This is a genomic window from Amycolatopsis sp. NPDC058340, from assembly GCF_042723975.1.
Lineage (GTDB): Bacteria > Actinomycetota > Actinomycetes > Mycobacteriales > Pseudonocardiaceae > Amycolatopsis.
On the sequence record NZ_JBHXIB010000013.1, the window covers coordinates 141,157 to 162,012 of the forward strand.

The 20,856-nt window shown below is 68.5% G+C and carries 21 protein-coding genes and 3 tRNA genes; 7 read left to right on the forward strand and 17 right to left on the reverse strand.

Annotation, left to right across the window (positions count from 1 at the left end):
• Nucleotides 1-2: 2 nt before the first annotated feature.
• The 4 genes from ACFWIW_RS18000 to rplJ all read right to left on the reverse strand — a co-directional run bounded on the left by ACFWIW_RS18000 (nt 3) and on the right by rplJ (nt 3,465).
• A complete protein-coding gene (locus ACFWIW_RS18000) occupies nt 3-755 on the reverse strand; it encodes an ABC transporter permease (protein ID WP_020633292.1) in 753 nt (250 codons plus the stop codon).
• Nucleotides 756-793: 38 nt separating this feature from the next.
• A complete protein-coding gene (locus ACFWIW_RS18005; protein ID WP_378369449.1) occupies nt 794-1,963 on the reverse strand; it encodes an ABC transporter ATP-binding protein in 1,170 nt (389 codons plus the stop codon).
• A 509-nt stretch (nt 1,964-2,472) separates the two neighbouring features.
• Nucleotides 2,473-2,865, reverse strand: coding sequence for a 50S ribosomal protein L7/L12 (gene rplL, locus ACFWIW_RS18010; RefSeq protein ID WP_126733326.1), 393 nt, complete (start codon nt 2,863-2,865; stop codon nt 2,473-2,475).
• 48 nt (nt 2,866-2,913) lie between these two features.
• Nucleotides 2,914-3,465: a 50S ribosomal protein L10 gene (gene rplJ / locus ACFWIW_RS18015; RefSeq protein WP_378369450.1), complete on the reverse strand. Its 552-nt coding sequence runs from the start codon at nt 3,463-3,465 to the stop codon at nt 2,914-2,916.
• Between the two features lie 326 nt (nt 3,466-3,791).
• Between rplJ and ACFWIW_RS18020 the strand changes: the two genes are divergently transcribed.
• Nucleotides 3,792-4,637, forward strand: a complete 846-nt coding sequence (locus tag ACFWIW_RS18020; protein ID WP_378369451.1) for a hypothetical protein — start codon at nt 3,792-3,794, stop codon at nt 4,635-4,637.
• Between the two features lie 164 nt (nt 4,638-4,801).
• Here the strand turns inward: ACFWIW_RS18020 and ACFWIW_RS18025 are convergent, their stop codons facing one another.
• The 6 genes from ACFWIW_RS18025 to ACFWIW_RS18050 all read right to left on the reverse strand — a co-directional run bounded on the left by ACFWIW_RS18025 (nt 4,802) and on the right by ACFWIW_RS18050 (nt 8,420).
• Complete coding sequence (locus tag ACFWIW_RS18025; RefSeq protein ID WP_240595842.1) at nt 4,802-5,566, reverse strand: alpha/beta fold hydrolase; 765 nt, start codon at nt 5,564-5,566, stop codon at nt 4,802-4,804.
• A 77-nt stretch (nt 5,567-5,643) separates the two neighbouring features.
• A complete protein-coding gene (gene rplA, locus ACFWIW_RS18030) occupies nt 5,644-6,357 on the reverse strand; it encodes a 50S ribosomal protein L1 (protein ID WP_378369452.1) in 714 nt (237 codons plus the stop codon).
• Nucleotides 6,358-6,438: 81 nt separating this feature from the next.
• Nucleotides 6,439-6,873 (reverse strand): 50S ribosomal protein L11, encoded by a 435-nt coding sequence (gene rplK, locus ACFWIW_RS18035; protein WP_005152062.1) that lies wholly within the window; start codon nt 6,871-6,873, stop codon nt 6,439-6,441.
• Between the two features lie 78 nt (nt 6,874-6,951).
• Nucleotides 6,952-7,791 carry a transcription termination/antitermination protein NusG gene (gene nusG, locus ACFWIW_RS18040; RefSeq protein WP_378369453.1) on the reverse strand — a complete coding sequence of 280 codons (840 nt, stop codon included), beginning with the start codon at nt 7,789-7,791 and terminating at the stop codon, nt 6,952-6,954.
• Nucleotides 7,792-7,867: 76 nt separating this feature from the next.
• Nucleotides 7,868-8,320, reverse strand: coding sequence for a preprotein translocase subunit SecE (secE, locus tag ACFWIW_RS18045; protein WP_007031001.1), 453 nt, complete (start codon nt 8,318-8,320; stop codon nt 7,868-7,870).
• Nucleotides 8,321-8,347: 27 nt separating this feature from the next.
• Nucleotides 8,348-8,420 (reverse strand) — tRNA-Trp (locus tag ACFWIW_RS18050).
• Nucleotides 8,421-8,626: 206 nt separating this feature from the next.
• Between ACFWIW_RS18050 and ACFWIW_RS18055 the strand changes: the two genes are divergently transcribed.
• The gene (locus tag ACFWIW_RS18055) at nt 8,627-9,856 is read left to right on the forward strand and encodes a pyridoxal phosphate-dependent aminotransferase (protein WP_378369454.1); all 1,230 of its coding nucleotides are present in this window, start codon (nt 8,627-8,629) and stop codon (nt 9,854-9,856) included.
• A complete protein-coding gene (locus ACFWIW_RS18060) occupies nt 9,853-10,749 on the forward strand; it encodes a TIGR03619 family F420-dependent LLM class oxidoreductase (RefSeq protein ID WP_378369455.1) in 897 nt (298 codons plus the stop codon). Before ACFWIW_RS18055 ends, ACFWIW_RS18060 begins: the two co-directional genes overlap by 4 nt.
• A gap of 38 nt (nt 10,750-10,787) precedes the next feature.
• Here ACFWIW_RS18060 and ACFWIW_RS18065 read toward each other — a convergent pair whose 3' ends face one another.
• Nucleotides 10,788-11,003 (reverse strand): hypothetical protein, encoded by a 216-nt coding sequence (locus tag ACFWIW_RS18065; RefSeq protein ID WP_378369456.1) that lies wholly within the window; start codon nt 11,001-11,003, stop codon nt 10,788-10,790.
• Nucleotides 11,004-11,120: 117 nt separating this feature from the next.
• On the opposite strand from ACFWIW_RS18065, the gene ACFWIW_RS18070 reads away from it, so the two are divergent.
• Nucleotides 11,121-12,056, forward strand: coding sequence for an SGNH/GDSL hydrolase family protein (locus ACFWIW_RS18070; protein ID WP_378369491.1), 936 nt, complete (start codon nt 11,121-11,123; stop codon nt 12,054-12,056).
• Between the two features lie 47 nt (nt 12,057-12,103).
• On the opposite strand, the gene ACFWIW_RS18075 is transcribed toward ACFWIW_RS18070, so the two are convergent.
• From ACFWIW_RS18075 to ACFWIW_RS18100, 6 genes are all read right to left on the reverse strand, one after another.
• Nucleotides 12,104-12,508: a MaoC family dehydratase gene (locus ACFWIW_RS18075; protein WP_378369457.1), complete on the reverse strand. Its 405-nt coding sequence runs from the start codon at nt 12,506-12,508 to the stop codon at nt 12,104-12,106.
• Nucleotides 12,505-12,954: a MaoC family dehydratase N-terminal domain-containing protein gene (locus ACFWIW_RS18080; RefSeq protein WP_378369458.1), complete on the reverse strand. Its 450-nt coding sequence runs from the start codon at nt 12,952-12,954 to the stop codon at nt 12,505-12,507. Before ACFWIW_RS18080 ends, ACFWIW_RS18075 begins: the two co-directional genes overlap by 4 nt.
• 86 nt (nt 12,955-13,040) lie before the next feature.
• Nucleotides 13,041-13,205, reverse strand: coding sequence for a 50S ribosomal protein L33 (gene rpmG / locus ACFWIW_RS18085; protein ID WP_005152047.1), 165 nt, complete (start codon nt 13,203-13,205; stop codon nt 13,041-13,043).
• Nucleotides 13,206-13,250: 45 nt separating this feature from the next.
• Nucleotides 13,251-13,323 (reverse strand) — tRNA-Met (locus ACFWIW_RS18090).
• A gap of 50 nt (nt 13,324-13,373) precedes the next feature.
• A tRNA-Thr gene (locus ACFWIW_RS18095) sits at nt 13,374-13,446 on the reverse strand.
• A 79-nt stretch (nt 13,447-13,525) separates the two neighbouring features.
• Nucleotides 13,526-16,141 carry a bifunctional diguanylate cyclase/phosphodiesterase gene (locus ACFWIW_RS18100; RefSeq protein ID WP_125788784.1) on the reverse strand — a complete coding sequence of 872 codons (2,616 nt, stop codon included), beginning with the start codon at nt 16,139-16,141 and terminating at the stop codon, nt 13,526-13,528.
• Nucleotides 16,142-16,421: 280 nt separating this feature from the next.
• Between ACFWIW_RS18100 and ACFWIW_RS18105 the strand changes: the two genes are divergently transcribed.
• From ACFWIW_RS18105 to lon, 3 genes are all read left to right on the forward strand, one after another.
• Nucleotides 16,422-17,360, forward strand: a complete 939-nt coding sequence (locus tag ACFWIW_RS18105; RefSeq protein WP_378369459.1) for a GNAT family N-acetyltransferase — start codon at nt 16,422-16,424, stop codon at nt 17,358-17,360.
• 19 nt (nt 17,361-17,379) lie between these two features.
• Nucleotides 17,380-18,228, forward strand: coding sequence for an SAM-dependent methyltransferase (locus ACFWIW_RS18110; RefSeq protein WP_378369460.1), 849 nt, complete (start codon nt 17,380-17,382; stop codon nt 18,226-18,228).
• A 166-nt stretch (nt 18,229-18,394) separates the two neighbouring features.
• Complete coding sequence (gene lon / locus ACFWIW_RS18115) at nt 18,395-20,797, forward strand: endopeptidase La (protein ID WP_378369461.1); 2,403 nt, start codon at nt 18,395-18,397, stop codon at nt 20,795-20,797.
• Nucleotides 20,798-20,856 lie beyond the last annotated feature (59 nt).

Genomic DNA, 20,856 nt, shown 5'->3' on the forward strand with positions numbered 1-20,856 from the left:
CGTCAGTCCAGCTTTCCGGGCACGATCTGCAGGTAGATCAGCGTGATCACGAAGTTCACCACGAACAACATGAGGAACGTGATGACGACCGACTGGTTCACCGCGTCGCCGACGCCCTTCGGGCCGCCGGACGGGTTCAGTCCCCGGTACGAGGCGACGACCGCGGCGATGAAGCCGAAGATCAGCGCCTTCAGCTCGCCGACCCAGAGGTCCGGCAGCTGGGCCAGCGCGGAGAAGCTCGCCAGGTACGCGCCCGGCGTCCCGCCCTGGAGGACGACGTTGAAGAAGTAACCGCCGAGCACGCCGATGACGCTGACCATGCCGTTCAGCAGGAGCGCCACCAGCATCATCGCGAGCACGCGCGGCACGATCAGCCGCTGCACCGCGGAGACGCCGAGCACCTCCATGGCGTCGATCTCTTCCCGAATGGTCCGCGCGCCGATGTCCGCGCAGACCGCGCTACCGCCGGCGCCCGCGACCAGCAGCGCGGTGACCAGCGGGCTGGCCTGCTGCACGGTGGCGAGCACCGACCCGGCGCCCGTGTAGGACTGGGCGCCGAGCTGGCGGGCGAGCGAACCGAACTGCAGCGAGATGACCGCGCCGAACGGGATCGCGACGAGCGCCGTCGGCAGGATCGTCACGCTCGCGATGAACCAGGCCTGCTGGATGAACTCCCGCAGCTGGAACGGGCGCTGGAAAATGCCACGAACGATGTCGAGGCCGAGAGCGAACAGGTTCCCGGTCTCGCGCAACATGCCGATCCCTGGAATCTTCGCCGATGAAGCGGAAGAGCTCACGCGCCACCTGACCCCGGATCTTGTGGCCGCAAGCGGTGGTTGCCCGCTCTCCCGGGGTGCGGGATGTGGGCGACCTGATCGTCGGGCAGCTGGCCCTGGTGGTGGTTCGGAATCGAGCTCTCGACGGGCGCCGACCGGTGGCCGGCGGTCGCGAGGCGCTGCGGGCGGACGCCGTAGCGCTGCTGCTCCTCCGGAGAGAGCGACTCGATGATGCTCTGCTGCGCCTCCGGCGGGAGACCGTGCAGGATCTGCATGACGCGGTCCTTGCGGCGGACCGCGCCCATCCGGGTCGGCACGCCGGGCGTCGGCTGCATCTGCGGCGGCACCCCGCTGACGTCCTCGACACCGCCCGCGTGGTGACCGGCCTCGAACATCGCGCGCTCCGCGGCGAGCTGGGCCGAGTCCTTCTCCTCGCTCATGCCGATGGGGCCGTCCATCTTGCCGTTGAGGAACTGCTTGACGACCGGCTCCTCGCTGGTCAGCAGCACCTCGCGCGGGCCGAACATGACCAGTTCCTTGCGGAAGAGCATGCCAAGGTTGTCCGGGACGGTGCGGGCGAGGTTGATGTTGTGCGTGACGATCAGGAACGTCGCGTCGATCTGCGCGTTGACGTCCAGGAAGAGCTGGGAGATGTAGGTGGTGCGGACCGGGTCGAGACCGGAGTCCGGCTCGTCGACCAGGATGATCTGCGGGTCCAGCACCAGCGCGCGGGCGAGACCGGCGCGTTTGCGCATACCGCCGGAGATCTCGCCGGGCAGCTTCTTGTCGGCGCCGTTGAGACCGGTCATCTCGAGCTTCTCGAGCACGATCCGGCGGATCTCGGTCTCCGACTTCTTCGTGTGCTCCCGCAGGGGGAAGGCCACGTTGTCGTAGAGGTTCATCGAACCGAACAGCGCGCCGTCCTGGAACAGGACGCCGAAGAGCTTGCGCACCTCGTAGAGCTGGTGTTCGGAGCACGTCACGATGTCGACGCCGTTGATCATGCAACGGCCACGGTCCGGCTTGAGCAGACCGATCATCGACTTCAAGAAGACGGACTTACCGGTTCCGGACGGACCGAGCATCGCCGAGACCTCGCCCGGAGGCAGGGTCAGCGTGACGTCCCGCCAGATGGCCTGCTTACCGAAGGACTTCGAAAGACCTTCGATGACCACCTCGGCACCCATCGCACCTCCAGGAGCTGTTCCGCGTCGTCGCGCACTGCCTTCCCGTGCCACTGGCCCGAGAGGACGCATGCGTTCGCGCAGCGATACCCGCGTCAACCAGGTGCAACGAGCTGAGTGCGAACAGGTTACTCACCAGTTTTCTTTTCTGGCCAGACCCGCGGGTAACTTTTCGCGCAGCCCGCCGCCTGCCCGTGCACCGCTTGCAGCACCGTAGTGCACGTCACTCCTGTGCGCAGATCCACGACCTGCCCCTGCCCAGGCCGGATCGCGTTTAGCCCGCTAAACGCAGGTCAGGGCCCCTGCCGCCCTCCGTTCCGCACAGATCGCGTTTAGCGGGCTAAACGCGATCCGGTGCCCTGGGCGCGCCGGAATGCTTAGCCTTGCTACGCGTCGCGATTAGGGGGCTAAACGCAGGTCGGGGCGGGAGGCTGGAGACAGCGAAGGGGCGGGCACCCGGGTGGATGCCCGCCCCTTCGGCGGTGCTGCGTTAGGCGCTGACGCGCCCGGGATCACTTGATGGTGATCTTGGCGCCGGCGGCCTCGAGCTTCTCCTTGGCGGCGTCGGCGGCCTCCTTGTCGACCTTCTCCAGGAGGGCCTTGGGAGCGGCCTCGACCAGCTCCTTGGCCTCCTTCAGGCCCAGACCGGAGACGACCTCACGGACGACCTTGATGACCTGGATCTTCTTGTCACCGGCGGACTCGAGGACGACGTCGAACTCGTCCTGCTCGGCACCGGCGTCGGCGGCAGCGCCACCGGCGGCCGGGGCCGCGGCGACGACGGCGGCCGGGGCGGCGGCGGTGACGTCGAAGGTCTCCTCGAATTCCTTCACGAACTCGGACAGCTCAAGAAGGGTGAGCTCCTTGAAGGCGTCGATCAGCTCGGCGGTGCTCAGCTTCGCCATGGTGGCTTTCCTCTCTGAAACGAACTAAAAGTTCGGGGGTGGGGGTGTTCAGCTCTCGGCGGGTGCTTCGGCTGCTTCGGTACCGGCGTTGCGCTGCTTCTCCTCCAGCGCGGCAGCCAGGCGGGCGACCTGGGACGCCGGCGCCTGGAACAGCGCGGCGGCCTGGGACAGCTTCGCCTTGAACGCGCCCGCCGCCTTGGCGAGCAGGACCTCACGGCTGTCGAGATCGGCGATCTTGGTGATCTCGTCCACGGACAGCGTCTTGCCGTCCATGTAGCCGCCCTTGATCACAAGCGCGTTGTTGTCCTTCGCGAAGTCGCGAAGCGCCTTCGCGGCGTCAACCGGCTCACCTTCGACGAAGGCGATCGCGGTCGGGCCGACGAACAGGTCCTCGAGACCCTCGATTCCGGCGTCCGTGGCGGCACGCTGGACGAGGGTGTTCTTCGCGACCCGGTACTTGGCATTGGTGCCGAGAGCGCGGCGCAGCTGGGACAGCTGGGACACGGAGAGGCCGGTGTACTGGGTAACGACTGTGGCCGAGCTGGTGCGGAAACGCTCCGCGATCTCGGCGACGGCCGCCTCCTTGTCGGGCTTCGCCATGGTCGCCTCCTCTCTTGGCTAGTGGTCCACTGGCCTTGAGAGCCCTGAAACGACGAAACGCCCCAGCGCAGACAGGCGCGGGGCGTCAGGGCGCGCGACGGAGTACGTCGCGAGCGAGCCTCGTTCCTCCTGCGCGGGTCGCCCGCCCTAGCGGGGCCTTCGTTCTCCGGGCCAGATGACCAGGAGAAGACCAGCGGTCTTCGGTAGAACCTTGACAAGAGTACGTGACCCTCTCCCGCCCTCCGCACGGGGCCCCCAGATCGCGTTTAGCGGGCTAAACGCGACCGGCGGAGTGCGCGGGAGGGCTCTCGGGGCATCATGGTGACGTGGCGGAGCAGCGTGATGACGGAAAGCCGGGCAGCGAACCCGGCACGGACATCGAGCCCAAGGCGGGAGGTCAGCCCGCGCCCCGGCTGGACGAGGAGCAACTGCGCCAGTTCCAGCAGTTTCAGCAGTTCCAGGACTATCTGAAGTTCACCGAGGCGCAGAAGCAGGGCCTGGTGCCGTCGCAGCCCCCGCAGCCCATGACCCAGCACTACGGAGGTCAGCCTCCGGCACCTCCGGGGCCGCCGCCCGGCGAGCTCGTGCCCGCCCCTCGGCCGCGTATGCCGCGCTGGCTGCGACGTCTGGGCGGGAAGCTCCTCGCCTGGGTGATCGTGATCCTGCTGATCTGCATCGGCGCGACCATCGCCTACCGGCAGATCTTCCCCAGCGACGCCGGCGAGGACACGGCGACGTTCGTCCAGGGCGGTGGGGGCAAGCACCGCACCAACCAGGTGCTGTCGACCAACCCGTGGGAGGCCGTGCGGGCCATCTACGACACGATCGGCAAGCCGTACCCGCCCGCCACCCGCGTCGAGAAGGTCTGTCTGTCGATGAGCGAGCAGGCGCAGGCGCAGTTCGCCCGCGACCTCGGCTATCCGGATTGCGCGACGGCTGTCCCGGCTCTGAACGCCAAGGTCACCGACATCACTCCGTACATCTACGCGGTGCGCCCGATGTCGAGCGTGGTCCCGCGGCAGAACCTGACGATCCATTCGTGCTGGTACAACATCCGCGGTGGCCCCCTGCTGGGCAGCTTCACCCTGCAGGAAGTCGAGATGGGCCAGTGGCTGATCACCGGGCACGCGAACTCCCCCGACCCCTGTCCCGCCCCGCCCACCGGCAACTGACCTGCGCGTCTTCACCCTCAGATCGCGTTTAGGGGGCTAAACGCAGGTGCCCACCGGATCGCGTTTAGCCCGCTAAAGGCGACGCGCCCCTCCGGATCGCGATTAGCCCGCGAAACGCAGGTCGGTACCCCAGATCGCGATTAGCCCGCTAAACGCGGGTCGCGTCAGAGGTCGTGCGAAGTGAGGAAGCCGGTCAGCGCGGAGCCGAAGGCGGGGTGCATGACGGCGGCCATGTGATCGCCGGGCACGCGGACGAGGCGGGCGCCGGCGATGGCGGCGGCCAGGCGTTCGGGTTCCGCGGCCAGCGGGTCGGTGTCCCCGGCCAGGATCAGGGTCGGCACGGCGATCGCCGTCAGGTCCAGTTTCGGATTCGCCGTCCCGCGCGCGACGGCCGCCAGCGCGATCCGGTCCGCCCGCAGCGCGTCGGCCAACGCCCGGAAAGGGGCCGAAGACGGCGGAAGCGTCGAAGGGTCCGAAGCGAGCAGCGCCTCGCTGATCGCCTCAGGCGTGACGACGCGGGTGTCGACGCCGCCGAAGTCGACGATCCCCGAACCGACCCCGCCGATCGCGAGGCACCGGATCCGCGGGTCCGCGGCCACCGCGCCGAGCGCGATCATCGCGCCCATCGAGTAGCCGACCATCGACACCTCGTCGAGGTCCAGCGCGTCGAGCAAGGCCGACACGTCGCGCACCATCGCGTCGTCGCCGTAGCTCGCCTCGTCGTGCGGTTTCGCCGACCGTCCGTGGCCGCGCGCGTCCAGGCTGATCACGGTCAGCCCCGCGTCCTGGAGGGTGTCGACGACGCCGGGAGCGATCCAGTTGGCGTTCGTGTCGGCGGCGAAACCGTGTTGCAGCAGTACCGGGCGCCCACGGCCTTCCCACACGGTGTAGCTCAGCTGAAGCCCGTCGAAGGACGCGAAGGTAGGCATGCTCTCCAGCAAACACGAAAAAGGGGCGGCCCCGCCGTAGCGGGACCGCCCCCTTCTCAGTGATGTCTAACTCAGACTCACGCGTCCTCGGAGAGGAGGTTGCGGGTGCGGGCCGGGTCGACCGGGACACCCGGGCCCATCGTCGTGGAGATCGTGACCTTCTTCAGGTAGCGACCCTTCGCCGACGACGGCTTGGCACGCAGGATCTCGTCCAGCGCGGCCGCGTAGTTCTCCACCAGCTTCTCGGTGTCGAACGAGGCCTTGCCGATGACGAAGTGCAGGTTGGCCTGCTTGTCCACGCGGAAGTTGATCTTACCGCCCTTGATGTCCGAGACGGCCTTCGCGACCGCGGGGGTCACGGTGCCGGTCTTCGGGTTCGGCATCAGGCCACGCGGGCCGAGGATGCGGGCGATACGGCCGACCTTCGCCATCTGGTCCGGCGTCGCGATCGCGGCGTCGAACTCGAGCCAGCCACCCTGGATGCGCTCGATCAGTTCGTCGGTGCCGACCACGTCCGCGCCGGCGGCCTCGGCCTCGGCGGCCTTGTCACCAACGGCGAAAACGATGACGCGGGCGGTCTTACCGGTGCCGTGCGGCAGGTTCACGGTGCCGCGGACCATCTGGTCGGCCTTGCGAGGGTCGACACCGAGGCGCATGGCGACCTCGACGGTGGCGTCCATCTTCGCGGATGAAGTCTCCTTGGCCAGCTTCGCGGCCTCGAGCGGGGCGTAGAGCCGCTCGCGGTCCACCAGCTCAAGAGCCTTGCGGTAGGCCTTGCTGTGCTTGGGCATTGCTTCTGTCCTTAACTCTTCAACGGATCAGTGTGGTGTTGGAGCCAGCACTGGCTCTCCCACGGTGGTGCTGGGTGGAACTCAGTCGACGACCGTGATGCCCATCGAGCGGGCGGTGCCGGCGATGATCTTCGCGGCCTGGTCGATGTCGTGCGCGTTCAGGTCGGATTCCTTGGTCTTCGCGATGTCGCGGACCTGGTCCCAGGTGACCTTGGCGACCTTGGTCTTGTGCGGCTCGCCGGAGCCCTTCTCCACGCCCGCGGCCTTCAGCAGCAGCTTCGCGGCCGGCGGCGTCTTGAGCTTGAAGTCGAACGTGCGGTCTTCGTACACGGAGATCTCGACCGGGACGACGTCCCCGCGCTGCGACTCGGTCGCGGCGTTGTAGGCCTTGCAGAACTCCATGATGTTGACGCCGTGCTGACCCAGCGCGGGGCCGACCGGCGGCGCGGGGTTGGCCGCACCCGCCTTGATCTGCAGCTTGATGATCGCCGCAAGCTTCTTCTTCTTGGGTGGCATTTCGTTTGTTCCTTCTTACTGACTTGAGTCCCCCGCACACCTGCCAGTACGCGGGGACTGCCGGCCGTCTGGCGGCCGTCAGATCTTGGAGACCTGGTTGAACGACAGCTCGACCGGGGTCTCCCGGCCGAAGATCGACACCAGGACCTTCAGCTTCTGTCCGTCCACGTTGACCTCGGAGATCGTCGCGGGCAGCGTCGCGAACGGACCGTCCATGACGGTGACCGACTCGCCGACCTCGAAGTCCACCTCGACCGCGGGGGCACCCAGCTGCGACTCGGCGGAAGCGGCCTCGCCCTTGCCGGGCTTGGCGGGGGCGGCCGTCTCGACCTTGGGGGCGAGGAACTTGAGCACCTCGTCCACGGTCAGCGGCGACGGACGCGACGTGGCGCCGACGAACCCGGTGACACCCGGCGTGTTGCGCACCGCGCTCCACGAGGCGTCGTTCAGGTCCATGCGGACCAGGATGTAGCCGGGCAGCACCTTGCGCTGCACCTGCTTGCGCTGGCCGTTCTTGATCTCGGTGACCTCTTCGGTCGGGACCTCGATCTGGAAGATGTAGTCCTCGACGTCCAGCGTCTGGGTCCGGGTCTCGAGGTTGGTCTTCACCTTGTTCTCGTAACCCGCGTACGAGTGGACGACGTACCACTCACCGGGAGCGGCGTTGAGTTCCGCGCGCAGCTTGGCGACCGGGTCGACGTCCTCGTCGGCCTCGGGCTCGGCGGCGGTGTCGTCGGTCTCGACGGACGCCTCGCCGGCCTCCGCGACATCTCCGGCTTCGTCGACCTCGTCGCCTGCGGCGGGCACCTCGACGGAGTCCAGGTGCCCGGACTGCTCGTCGCCGAGTGCCGCGTGCACCTGCTCGTCGGAAAGCTCGGTCAGCTCATGACCGGCTGCTGTGCCGTTGTCGGAGGTCACGTTCCGTCCTCTCAGTTGATCGGTTGCCGTGGCGCAGGCCACCGTGCGGTGCGCTCAGGCACCGCGGACGGCTGCCTCAGCTGCCGAAGACGGCACCGACGACCTCTTTGAAGGCCAGGTCGAGGCCGCTCACCAGCGCCACCATGAACACCACGAAGACCAGCACCACCGCGGTGTAGGTGACCATCTGCTTGCGGTTCGGCCAGATGACCTTGCGCAGCTCGGCCCAGACCTCACGGATGAAGCGCATGAGCCTGGCGAAGATCGACGCCTGCTTCGGCTTGCGGTCGCGCTTCGGGGTCGCCGTGCCTTTGGCGTCCTTGGACTTCTCGGTCTTGTCCCCGGCCTTCGCCTTGCCGGCGGGGCGGGTCTTGTCGTCCGACTTGGCGTCGGCCTTACCGGACGGGCGCGCGGACGCACGGCGCTCACGCCGGGCAGCGGCGGTCACCGGGCGGGACTGCTCGTCGGGCTTCTGCCCGGCGCCGTCCTGCGCCTTCTCACCGCTGGCGTCGCTGTCGCTCACGACCACTCCTCCGCCTTCACCAGTTCGCTTACGCAGGGGTGACAGGACTTGAACCTGCAACCTGCGGTTTTGGAGACCGCTGCTCTGCCAATTGAGCTACACCCCTTTGGAACCCCGATGCTCTGGAGCTCCCGAGGACGCATTCCATCGTCCCCACCGCCGTGGCGGGGATGACCGTAGTGCGTTCCGAGACCAGAAGTCTACGGCAACCCCCGAACAGCTTCGCAACCGCGCCCCTCAAAGCGGCGCGGAGCAGCCTTCCGCGGGGAAACTCCCCCACGGCCGACCCAATGATCGTGCCACGATGTCGCCATGAGCGCTCCCGCACCCTCGTCTTCGCCCGCCGCCCGCGTTTCGGCCCGGATCGGCGGCATCACGCCGTCGGCCACGCTGGCCGTCGACGCGAAGGCCCGGGAGCTCAAGGCGCAGGGCCGTCCGGTGATCGGGTTCGGCGCGGGGCAGCCGGACTTCCCGACCCCGGCCAACGTGCTCGAAGCCGCCGAAGCGGCAGTTCGGGACAAGGTCAATCACGGCTACACCGCCGCCGGCGGGCTGCCGGAGCTGCGCGAGGCGATCGCGGCGAAGACCGTCCGCGACTCCGGGTTCGAGGTCGATCCCGGCCGCGTCCTGGTGACCAACGGCGGCAAGCAGGCGGTCTACTCGGCGTTCGCGACGCTGCTCGACCCCGGCGACGAGGTGTTGCTGCCCGCGCCGTACTGGACGACGTACCCGGAGTCGATCGCCCTCGCCGGCGGTGTCCCGGTGCAGGTCACGGCGGACGAGACGACGGGCTACCTGGTCACCGTCGAGCAGCTCGAAGCCGCCAGGACACCGCGCACGAAGGTGCTCCTGTTCGTGTCGCCGTCGAACCCGACCGGCGCGGTGTACCCGCGCGAGCAGGTGGAGGCGATCGGGCGCTGGGCGCACGAGAACGGTCTCTGGGTGATCACCGACGAGATCTACGAGCACCTGGTCTACGACGGCGCCGAAGCGCCCTCGATGCCGGTCTTGGTCCCGGAACTCGCCGACCGGACGATCGTCCTCAACGGGGTCGCGAAGACGTACTCGATGACCGGCTGGCGGGTGGGCTGGCTGCTCGGACCGCAGGACGTGGTCAAGGCCGCGACGGCGTACCAATCCCACTTGTGCGGCAACGTTTCGAATGTCGCGCAGCGCGCCGCGCTGGCGGCCGTGAGCGGACCGCTCGACGCCGTTTTCGCCATGCGCGAAGCGTTCGACACCCGGCGGAAGAAGGCACTGTCGCTGCTTTCCGAGATCCCTGGAGTCGAAACTCCGGTGCCACTCGGCGCTTTCTACCTCTACCCGTCGATGAAAGCCTTGCTGGGCAAGGAGATCCGCGGTGAGCGTCCGGCCGACACGGTGGCGCTGGCGGATCTGATCCTGCGCGAGGCCGAGGTCGCCGTGGTGCCCGGCGAGGCGTTCGGGACGCCGGGATACTTCCGGATTTCCTATGCGCTGGACGAAAACGATCTCACCGAAGGGATCACCAGGATGGGCCGTCTGCTCGCGGAAGCACGGTGACCGTGATGCGCTTGGGAATCGCTCTTCCGCAGTACGGTCCCCTCGCGTCGATGGACGCCGTCACCGGTTTCGCCGCGGCCGCCGAGGAGCTCGGGTACGAGTCCTTGTGGGTCGGGGACCGGGTGCTGGCGCCGGTCTCGCCGTCGGATTTCTACCCCGGAGGCACACCGGAACGGCCGTACCCGCCCGAATTCGTCACCTTCGCCGATCCGCTGATCCTGCTGACGGTGGCGGCGAGCGTCACGAACAAGGTCCGGCTGGGTACGAGCACGCTCACCGGAACGGTGTATCCGGCCGTCGTGCTCGCCCGCATGCTCACTTCACTGGATCAGGTGAGCGGTGGCCGTCTGGACGTCGGGCTCGGCATCGGCTGGCTTCGCGACGAGTACACGGCGACAGGCACGCCCTGGAAGGGGCGGGGCGGACAGCTGGAGGAGCTTCTCGACGTCCTTCGGAAGTTCTGGACCGGCGACCCGGTCGAGCACGAAGGCGACCGTTGGCGGATCCCGGCGGCGAATGTGGGGCTGCGGCCGGTACAGCGCCCGCATCCGCCGGTGTTGCTCGGCGGTCTTTCCCCGGTGGCGCTGGACCGCGTCGGCCGCCGCGCGGACGGCTGGCTTCCGGCGGGTCTGCCCGCGCCGTATCTGGCGAAGCTCTGGCAGACCGTGGTGACCGCGGCCGAGAAGGCGGGCCGCGACCCCGGAACGCTGCGGCGGGTACTGCGGATCAACCCGAAGGCGGGAACGGACCTCAAGGACGTCGCGGCACAGCTGGAGGCGGCCGCCGAAACCGGGATCGCCGAAGCCTTCGTCGACCCGCACTATCTCGCGCGGGACGTCACGCACGCGCTCGATCTCGCCGCCGAACTGCGCGACCTCGTCCCGAAGGGCTGAAGGCCCTCCCCGTTCACCTGGAAGGGCCTTCAGCGAGCTCAGGATTCGCCGTCGGCGAGCTGGACGAGCGCGTGGGCCTTCGCGGCGTACTTCCAGTTGCCGAGGTCCCGGATCGTCTTGATCTTGAGTTCGGCGAGGAGTTCGTCGTGCTTCTTGGTGAGGCCTTCGAGAGCGGACGGCGGCGCGTCCAGCAGCTCGTTGACGCCCTTGTCCTCCCACGCCTTGTCCACCAGCTTGTTCAAGTTCAGGCCCACGGTTTTCGCCTTTCCTCGGGGCAGGTACGAGCACCACCCTGAACGTGATCCACGTCTCAGGCAACCGGAGATCACCCGTTCACGCTCAGTTCACCGACGGTCGGCCCGATGACAAATGTGACCCAGGTCGCGTACAACGAACGGGTGACGCAGCGGAGAACTGGGGGCGGCTGCCTCTTCCTGGTGATCGTGCTGTCCGTACTGGGGATCGCTTACCACCTTTGGGAGCGTGGAACGGCGGTGACACCGGCGGGGGTCACCGCTTCGGACGGCGCGGGCCGGTACGTGGCGCTGGGCGACTCCTACACGGCCTCGCCGGGCACCGGGCGGCCGGTGGGCGCGCCGGCGGGCTGCGACCGCTCGGACAACAACTATCCGAGCCTGCTCGCCGCGAAGCTGCGTCCAGCCGAGTTCGTCGACGTCAGCTGCGGCGGCGCCACGACCCAACATCTCACCGGCGAGCAGAAGACGCGGGACGGCACGAACGCCCCACAGCTCGACGCCGTCGATGGCGACACGACGCTGGTGACCGTCGGGATCGGCGGCAACGACGTGGGCTTCGCCGGCTTCGCGAGCCAGTGCGCGACGCAGGTGCAGACCGCTTCGCCCTGCAAGACCCAGCTGACCGCGGGCGGACGCGACCAGCTCGCCGAACGGATCACCGCCGCGGCGGGCCGGCTCGGCGGAATCCTGGACCAGATCCGCGCGAAGGCCCCTTCGGCGCGCATCGTGGTCGTGGGGTACCCCACCGTGCTTCCGGACGACGACGCCGGTTGCTGGCCCGTCCTGCCGGTCGGCGCAGGGGATGTCGCCTACTTCCGTGATTCGCTGAAACGGCTGAACACGGCACTGCAGGAGAGGGCGAAGGCACACGAAGCGGGCTTCGCCGACATGTCGACCGCGAGCAAGGGGCGGGACATGTGCAGCGCCGCGAACCGGCGATGGGTCGAAGGCCCGACGCCCTCGGTGCCCGCTGCTCCGCTGCACCCGAACGCCCGTGGCGCGGAAGGGATGGCGGAGGTCCTCGAGAAGCTGCTCAAGCCGGCCTCGTGAGTGGCAAGGACGGTTCTAACCGTCCTTGCCACTCACGAGGCTTGAGGTCAGTTGCGGACGACCGCCTGCGCCTTGCCGAGGACGGCCTTGCCCTCGAACTTGGCGGTGATGTCGACCCGGGCGGTGCCGTCGTCGTTGACCACGGCGACCTTCCCGGTGAACTCGATCGTCGCCGCGCCCTCGTTCGGCACGACCACGGGACGCGTGAAGCGCGCGAAGTAATCGACGAGGCGGCCGGGGTCGCCCAGCCAGTCGGTGACGAGCCGCGCCCCGAGCGCCATGGTCAGCATCCCGTGCGCGATGACGTCGGGAAGGCCGACCTCCTTGGCGAAGGCCTCGTTCCAGTGGATCGGGTTGAAGTCCAGCGAAGCGCCGGCGTAACGCACCAGCTGGTCGCGGGTGACGTCGATGGTCAGCGGCGTCAGTTCTTCCCCGGCGGTGAACGTGCTCACGCGTCCTCCCCTCGGACCACGAGCTGGGCGTTCGTGGTGGCGATCAGATCGCCGTCGGCGCCGGAGATCTCGGCGCGCAGGTTGATGAAGTCGTTCCCGGCGCGGGCCATGATGTTGTCGATATGCGTGGTGAGCGACAGCACGTCACCCGCGTGCACCGGCCGCGTGTAGGTGAACCGCTGGTCGCCGTGGACCATCCGCGAATAGTCGAGACCCAGCTCGGGGTCCGAGACGATCGCGTTGATCGAGGCGAGGTTGATGATCGTCAGGAACGTCGGCGGCGCGATGACGTCGGGGTAGCCGGCCGCCTTCGCCGCTTCGGTGTCGCGGTAGAGCGGGTTCGTGTCGCCGAGCGCGTCGGCGAACTCCCTGATCTTCTCGCGACTCACTTCATAGGTACTGGTCGGCGGGTACACCCGCCCGGTGAACGACTGGTCCAAGGCCACCCGAGCAGGCTACCGAACCCGGAAAATACCGAAGCCGCCCTGGTGACCAGGACGGCTTCGGTAAGACAGGTAGAACCGCTAGACGCTCAGCGGGTCTCTTTGTGAGTCCGGTGCGTACCGCAGTTCGGGCAGAACTTCTTCATCTCCAGGCGATCCGGGTTGTTGCGCCGGTTCTTCTTGGTGATGTAGTTGCGGTGCTTGCACTCCTCACACGCGAGCGTGATCTTCGGTCGCACGTCAGTGGCAGCCACAGCATTTCCTTCTCTACTAGGCCTGGGACACCCAGGGTTACCGCGTAGCGGTGGCCGGACTTGAACCGGCGACACAGCGATTATGAGCCGCTTGCTCTGCCAACTGAGCTACACCGCCCTTACATGAACCAGGCCGCGACACGCTTGCGTGACGCGGCTGAGGTCGCGAGCCCCTTTACGGAATCGAACCGTAGACCTTTTCCTTACCATGGAAACGCTCTGCCGACTGAGCTAAAGGGGCCTTGCCTCTCGCGAGGACTTGGAAAGATTAGCAAGTCCTCGCCGGCGCCTGAAACAGGGGGGTACGTTACCGCAAAACCTCAGGTCAGCAGGGTCAAGACGGTCTCGGAGTGTCGTCCGGGCGAACGCGCCGTGCGGGCCTGCAGCCACGCCTCGAGGCGATCCTCCGGCAGCGGGCGCGAGATGAGGTAGCCCTGGGCCACGTCACACCCCATCGCCTCGAGCTGATCCCGCGCGACGTCCTCCTCGACGCCCTCCGCCACGACCGTGAGGCCGAGCGAGTGGCCGAGCTCGACGATGGAGCGCACGACGGCGAGGTCGCCGAGGTCGGTGCCCATGCCGAGGACGAAGCTCTTGTCGATCTTGACCTGGTCGACCGGGAGCTGCCGCAGGTACGCCAGCGACGAGTAGCCGGTGCCGAAGTCGTCGACGGCGAGCACGATGCCCAGCGAGTGCAGCTCCCGCAGGATCGGCAGCGCCTTCTGCGGGTCGGACATCACACCTGACTCGGTCAGCTCGAAGGTGAGCAGCTCGGGCGGGATGCCGAAGCGGTCGAGTTCGCGCGCGACCTTCGTCGGGAAGTCCTCGTCGGCCAGGTTCCGCACCGACAGGTTCACCGCGGCGGAGATGCGCAGGCCCTCGTCGAGCCACTTGCGCACGCGCTTCAACGACTCTTCGAGCACGAACGACGTCAGGACGCCGATGAGACCGGCCGCTTCGATCGCCGGGACGAACTCGTCCGGGCCGAGCCTGCCGAACTCCGGGTGCACCCAGCGCACGAGCGCCTCGACGCCCTGGATCTGCCGGTTCGGCAAGGTGATCTTCGGCTGGTAGTGGACGCTCAGCTGGCCTTCTTCGAGCGACTGCCGGAACTGCGTGACCATCTGGAACCGGCGCATGAAGATCTGGCCCATGCTGGCCATGTAGCCGCGGACCTCTTCGCCGCCCTTGGTCGCGCGGACGGCGACGTCGGCGCGCTGCAGGAGCCCGTCGACGTCGACCTGGTCGTCGTCTTCCGCCGACGAGGTGGCGTAGCCGATCATCGCGTTGGCTTCGACGGACAGCCGGTCCACCGGGTACGGGGCGACGAGTTCCGCGCGGAGCAGCTCCGCGGCGGCCTGGGCGCGTTCCGGCGCGCAGCCGACGAGGAGCGCCGCGAAGGACGCGCCTTCGAGCCTGGCGAGCGGGACGTCGGGACCGAGCGCGTCGCGGATCCGGCGGCCCGCGGCGATGACCATCCGGTCCGCCCAGACGTAGCCGAGGGCGTCGCTGACGGTGGAGAAGACGTCCAGATCGACCCGGAGCACGACCGCGTCGACCTGTTCCCGCAACGGTTCCTTGGCGACCTGGCGGAAGCCCGGCCGGTTGAGCAGACCGGTCAGCGGGTCGTGGTACGCGTCGTGACGCAGGGTCGCGAGCAGTCGCCGGTTGTCCAGCGACGTCGCGAGGTGGCTGGCCATCGTGCCGAGCAGCTGGACGTCGTACTTGCCGAAGCCACGCCAGCGGCTCAGTCTGTCGTGCGCTTCGACGACGCCGAGGAGCTGGTTCGCGCTGCGCAGCGGGACGACCAGCGCCTCCTGCGCGCCGCGGTCGAGCAACGCGGAGCGGACGTCGGGATTGGCTTCGGTGATCCGGAAGTGGCGGACGTGCGCGCCGGGCAGGCGCAGCAACGGGTCGTCGGCGGCCGGGTCGACCGGCGGCAGTTCGTCGCCCGCGACGACCATCCGCATGGTGTCCTTCGGCTCCAGCCGGAGCCTCAGCACGACACGGCCGGCGGCGAGCTGGTCCTTGATGCGTTCGGCGATGGTCGCCCACTCGCGGACGTCCACGCCGCCGACGAGTTCGTCCGCGCGCCCGGCGGGCCGTGCGGCGGCCTGCTGACCGGAGCGCGCGACCATCAGGCTGACGTCGGACAACGCTTCCATGTCGCGTTGCTCGCGCAGCAGATCCGAGTACGCCCAGTACAACGCGGTGAGCCCGAGGAAGACGGCCAGCACGAGCGGCCAGGCCTTCGGCGTCCCGGAAATGACCAGATAACCGGAAAGACCGACCGAAGCGTTGACGAAGCCGACGACGAGGATGCGCCCGGTCAGCCGGATCGCGGTGCTGACCCGCATGCGGCGGCGCAGCACGCGGACGGCGGCGAGCGCGAGCAGCGTGCTGACCAGCGGCGCGGTCAACGTCCCGGCCAGCGCGGCGATCCAGGTCATGTCGTGGGCGCCGGAGGCCTGTTTCACCAGTCCTGCCACGGCGAACGCGCCGGTGATCTCCAGCAGGAAGGCGCCGGCGTTGTAGAGCACGCGGCCCGCGACCTTGCGGGCCAGCAGCGTTCCGATCCCCGCCGCGAGATGCGCGGCGAGCACGACTTCGAAGGGAGCGACGAAGAATCCGATGACCAGCGGGATCTCGGTGAACGAGATCGTCCACGAGATACCGCTGCGGACGTCGACGTTGATGCCGAGCTGTTCGGCGAGCAGGAACGCGAGGGCGAGGATCGGCCCGATCCACAGCAGATCGTCCGAGGCCTCGAAGTCCAGCCAGAGGCTGACCGCGGCCGCGGCGGCGATGCCCATGGTGAGTACCGCGAAGGTGTAGACGCGGAACCGTCGCTCGTCGGTACGAGCCTCCGTAACGGCGCCTCCCTTGCCCGCTGTCGCCTGTGCGGCGCTCCCGGGCCTGCCGTTCGTGTCCGGCATCCGACCTTCCTTCCCGGCTGCCCAACCGGTCTTGTCCTACCGCGACCTCGGGGACGAGGGCAATACAGTACCCCGGAGGGCGTACCCAAGTCCCATTCGAGACAGTATGAGATCACCCCAGGGTTAACAATGGGCGCGTCGCGCTGACCTGCGTGGACCAAGGGGTGAAATGGGAGCGTTATTCGCGTTCCTTCCGACTACCGGAAGTCACCTGACGCCACGCTCCGGCCAATCTCGTGAAGTTCCCGGCGGACCCGTCAGTAGGGGCTTGAATAGCCCTATGAATAGCCACGCCATCGCCGCCGGGCATGCCGAGCGGCTCGCCACCGTGGACGCCCTGCTCCCCGAAATGCCTGCACTGGAGCCTGTCGAGGGCTCCGTGTCACTCTCCGCGACGGCAGGCGACTCGGCCGCCGCCGGATTGTCGGTACGGACTGAAGCGGGCCCGGATTCTGTTGACTCTCCGTGGCGGGCCCTCGTCGAGCATCGCCTCGAAGCGCGCCTCACCGGACCCCGCCCGGAAGCGGCCCTCGACGCATTACTCACCCGATGGGATGAACATCTGAAGACCGTGGCCCCACCTGGGGATGTCGAGACGGCGGCGACCGTGGTGCGGCCCAGCCGGGACTCCCCCGGCTCGGCCGAATTGCTGCGCCGCGGCTTCGCGCCGGTGCTGGTGATCGCGGTCCGCCCCGCCGACCGGCTCGCCGTGACCGGGCCGCCCGCCACTCCCGGTGTGCACATCCGGCCCGCCGAAGCGGATGATCTCGAAACCGCCGTCGGACTCGAACTGGAATTGCAGCGATATGACGCGCAGTTCGGTTCTGTCACTTTGCGCGAGGGCGCGGAGGAAACGATCACCGCGGATCTGTCGAAACAGCTCGGCCGGGAAAATCCGACGTTGTGGATCGCCGAACTGTACGGTCGGCCGCTGGGCATGGTGCGGGTGCAGTTCCCCGGTGAGACGGCGTGGATCGGCGGCCGGGTCGCGGCCGACCGCGTCGGCTATCTGTCGTCGCTGGCGGTGGCCGAACCGGCGCGGTCGAGCGGGGTGGGGACGGCGCTCGCCGCGCACGCGCACCAGGTCTTCGACGAATGCGGCACCGAGGTCGTGCTGCTGCACCACGCGCTGGCCAACCCGCGCTCGACGCCGTTCTGGTACGCGCAGGGCTACCGGCCGCTCTGGACGTACTGGCAGCGCCGACCGGCGGTCCAGTGATCCGGATAGGCTTCTTTCCGTGACGAGGGACGATGACGCGGCCCCGGTGGCGCCGACCGGGGTCGACACCGAGAAGCCGTCCGCGGCGAGGATCTACGACTGGTTCCTCGGCGGGACACACAACTGGGCGGTCGACCGCGAGTTCGCCCGCGCGCTCGAAAAGCAGTGGCGCTGGGTCAAACCGGGCGCGCGGCACAACCGCGAGTTCATGAACCGGGTCGTGCGCGCGGCGCTGGACGCCGGGATCCGGCAGTTCATCGATCTGGGCTCCGGTGTCCCGACAGCCGGGAACGTGCACGAGATCGTGCAGGAGGAACTGGAGCCTGGCGATACGGCGAAGGTCGTGTACGTCGACTACGAGCCGGTCGCGGTGGCGCACGCGGAACTGATCCTCGAACGCCACGAGGCGACCGACTGGGCGGGGATCATCCAGGCGGACATGCGGCGGCCGAAGGACGTCCTGCGGCATCCGGAGACACTGCGGCTGATCGATTTCGACCAGCCGGTCTGCCTGATGATGATGGCCGTCCTGCATTTCGCCGGCCCGCACGACGATCCGCCCGCGCTGGTCGCGACGTACCGGAACGCGCTCGCGCCGGGCAGCTGGCTGGGGCTGTCGCATATGAGCTTCGGCGGCCAGACCGGCAAGGACGCCGACGGGCTGCACTGGATGGTCGAGCAGTACCGGAAGACGAGCAATCCGGTGTGGATGCGGGACCGGGAAGAGATCGTGCCGCTCTTCGGGGACTGGCCGCTGCTGGAACCCGGCGTCGTCCACCTGCCGGACTGGCGGCCCGTGCGGGAGCTGCGGCGGGACGAGGAAGGCGCCCGGCCGTTCGCCTGGTGCGGTGTCTCGGTCCACCCCTGACATCCGACCTCTCGCCGGTTCGCGTCGCGTTTAGCGGGCTAAAGGCGACGCGTTCCGCGCAGAGGTCGGATGAGTAGGTGATCGCTGACGGCGAACGCTCGAAGGAAACAAACGGGTCGATCGGAGAGTTGAGCTAGGCAGACTCAACTAACCGAGGAGTGCACAGATGACCGACAACCGCCTCCTGCCCGTCCTCCCGCTCGATGACGACGTCGTGCTGCCGGGCATGATCGTCCCGCTCGACCTCGCCGACACGGAGACGCGCGCCGCGGTGGAGTCCGCCCAGGCCAACACGCCTGCCCAGGCTTCCTTCCCGGGGATCCGGTCCAGCGCCGCCGCCAAGGCCGAGGTGCTGATCGTCCCCCGCGTCCACGGCGAGTACGCCGAACTCGGCACCATCGCGACCGTCGAGCGCATCGGGCGGGTGCCCGGCGGCAAGACGGCGGTGCTGTTGCGCGGCACCCGCCGCGCCGTCGTCGGCCGCATCGCCGACGGTCCCGGCGCCGCCCGCTGGGTCCACGCCGAGGTCGCGACCGAGACCACCGACGACAACTCCGCGAAGCTCGCTTCCGAGTACAAGAGCGTCGTCCTCGCGATCCTCCAGCAGCGTGGCGGCTGGCAGATGATCGACGCGGTACAGGAGGTCGAGGACCCGTCCGCGCTCGCCGATCTCGCGGGCAACTCGTCGTACCTGAACACCGAGCAGAAGCTCGAACTGCTCACCGCCCTCGACGTTTCCGCACGGCTGGAAAAGGCCCTCGAATGGAGCCGCGAGCAGCTGGCCGAACTCGAGGTCACCGACACCATCCGCAAGGACGTCCAGGAGGGCATGGAGAAGCAGCAGAAGGAGTTCCTGCTGCGCCGCCAGCTCGAAGCGATCCGCAAGGAGCTGGGCGAGCTCGACGGCACGGCCAACGACGACGACTACCGCGCCCGTGTCGAGGCCGCCGAGCTGCCGGACGCGGTCAAGAAGGCCGCACTGTCCGAAGTGGACAAACTGGAGCGCACCTCCGACCAGTCCCCCGAGGGCGGCTGGATCCGCACCTGGCTGGACACGGTCCTCGAACTGCCGTGGAACGAGCGCACCACCGACGTCCACGACATCGCCGCCGCCCGCGACATCCTCGACGCCGACCACGCCGGTCTCGACGACGTGAAGGAACGCATCATCGAGTACCTGGCCGTGCGCAAGCGCCGCGCGGAGTCCGGGCTCGGCCCGGTCGGCGGCCGCCGTTCGGGCGCGGTGTTGGCGCTCGCCGGTCCTCCGGGGGTCGGCAAGACGTCGCTCGGCGAGTCCGTGGCGAAGGCGATGGGCCGCAAGTTCGTCCGCGTCGCGCTCGGCGGTATCCGCGACGAGGCCGAGATTCGCGGTCACCGCCGCACCTACGTCGGCGCACTGCCCGGCCGGATCGTCCGCGCCATCAAGGAAGCGGGTTCGATGAATCCGGTCGTGCTGCTCGACGAGATCGACAAGGTCGGTGCCGACTACCGAGGAGACCCGACGGCCGCGCTGCTGGAGGTGCTGGACCCGGAGCAGAACCACACGTTCCGCGACCACTACCTCGAGGTCGAGCTCGACCTGTCCGACGTCGTGTTCCTCGCGACGGCGAACGCGCTCGAAACCATCCCCGGCCCCCTGCTGGACCGGATGGAGCTGGTCACCCTCGACGGCTACACCGAGCACGAGAAGGTCACCATCGCCCGCGACCATCTGCTCCCCCGCGAGCTGGAGCGCGCCGGTCTCGGCAAGGACGACGTCACGCTGACCGACGGCGCGTTCAGCCGCATCGCCGCCGAGTACACGCGGGAAGCCGGGGTGCGCAACGCGAACCGGACCATCGCGAAGGTCCTGCGGAAGGTGGCGACCAAGGTCGCGCTGGACGAGGTCGCGCTGCCGCTGACGATCGACGCCGACGGGCTGGAGACCTACCTCGGCCGTCCGCGGCACCTGCCGGAGTCCTCGCTTCCCGCGTCGACCCAGCGCACGTCGACCCCGGGCGTGGCCACCGGGCTGGCGGTGACCGGCGCCGGCGGTGACGTCCTCTACATCGAGGCGTCGCTGGCGGATCCGGAGTCCGGCTCCACCGGGCTGTCGCTGACCGGTCAGCTGGGTGACGTGATGAAGGAGTCGGTGCAGATCGCGTTGTCGTACCTGCGTTCGCGCGGCGCGGAGCTGGAACTCCCGGTCGGCGATCTGAAGGACCGCGGCATCCACGTGCACGTCCCCGCGGGCGCGGTGCCCAAGGACGGGCCGAGCGCCGGTATCACGATGACGACCGCGCTGGCGTCCCTGCTTTCGGGCCGGGTCGTGAAATCGGACGTCGCGATGACCGGTGAGGTGTCGCTGACCGGGCGCGTGCTGCCGATCGGCGGGGTCAAGCAGAAGCTGCTGGCCGCGCACCGGGCCGGGATGAAGACGGTGATCATCCCGCAGCGCAACGAGCCCGATCTGGACGACGTTCCGGCCGAAGTGCTGGCACAGCTGGAGGTCCACGCCGTGGCGAACGTCCGCGACGTGCTGGACATCGCGCTGGCCCCGGCGACGGCTCCGGTCGCCCAAGCGGCGTAACGGCGCGAGGCCGAAGCCCCGGATCCCCTCGCGGGATCCGGGGCTTTCGGCTGTCCAGA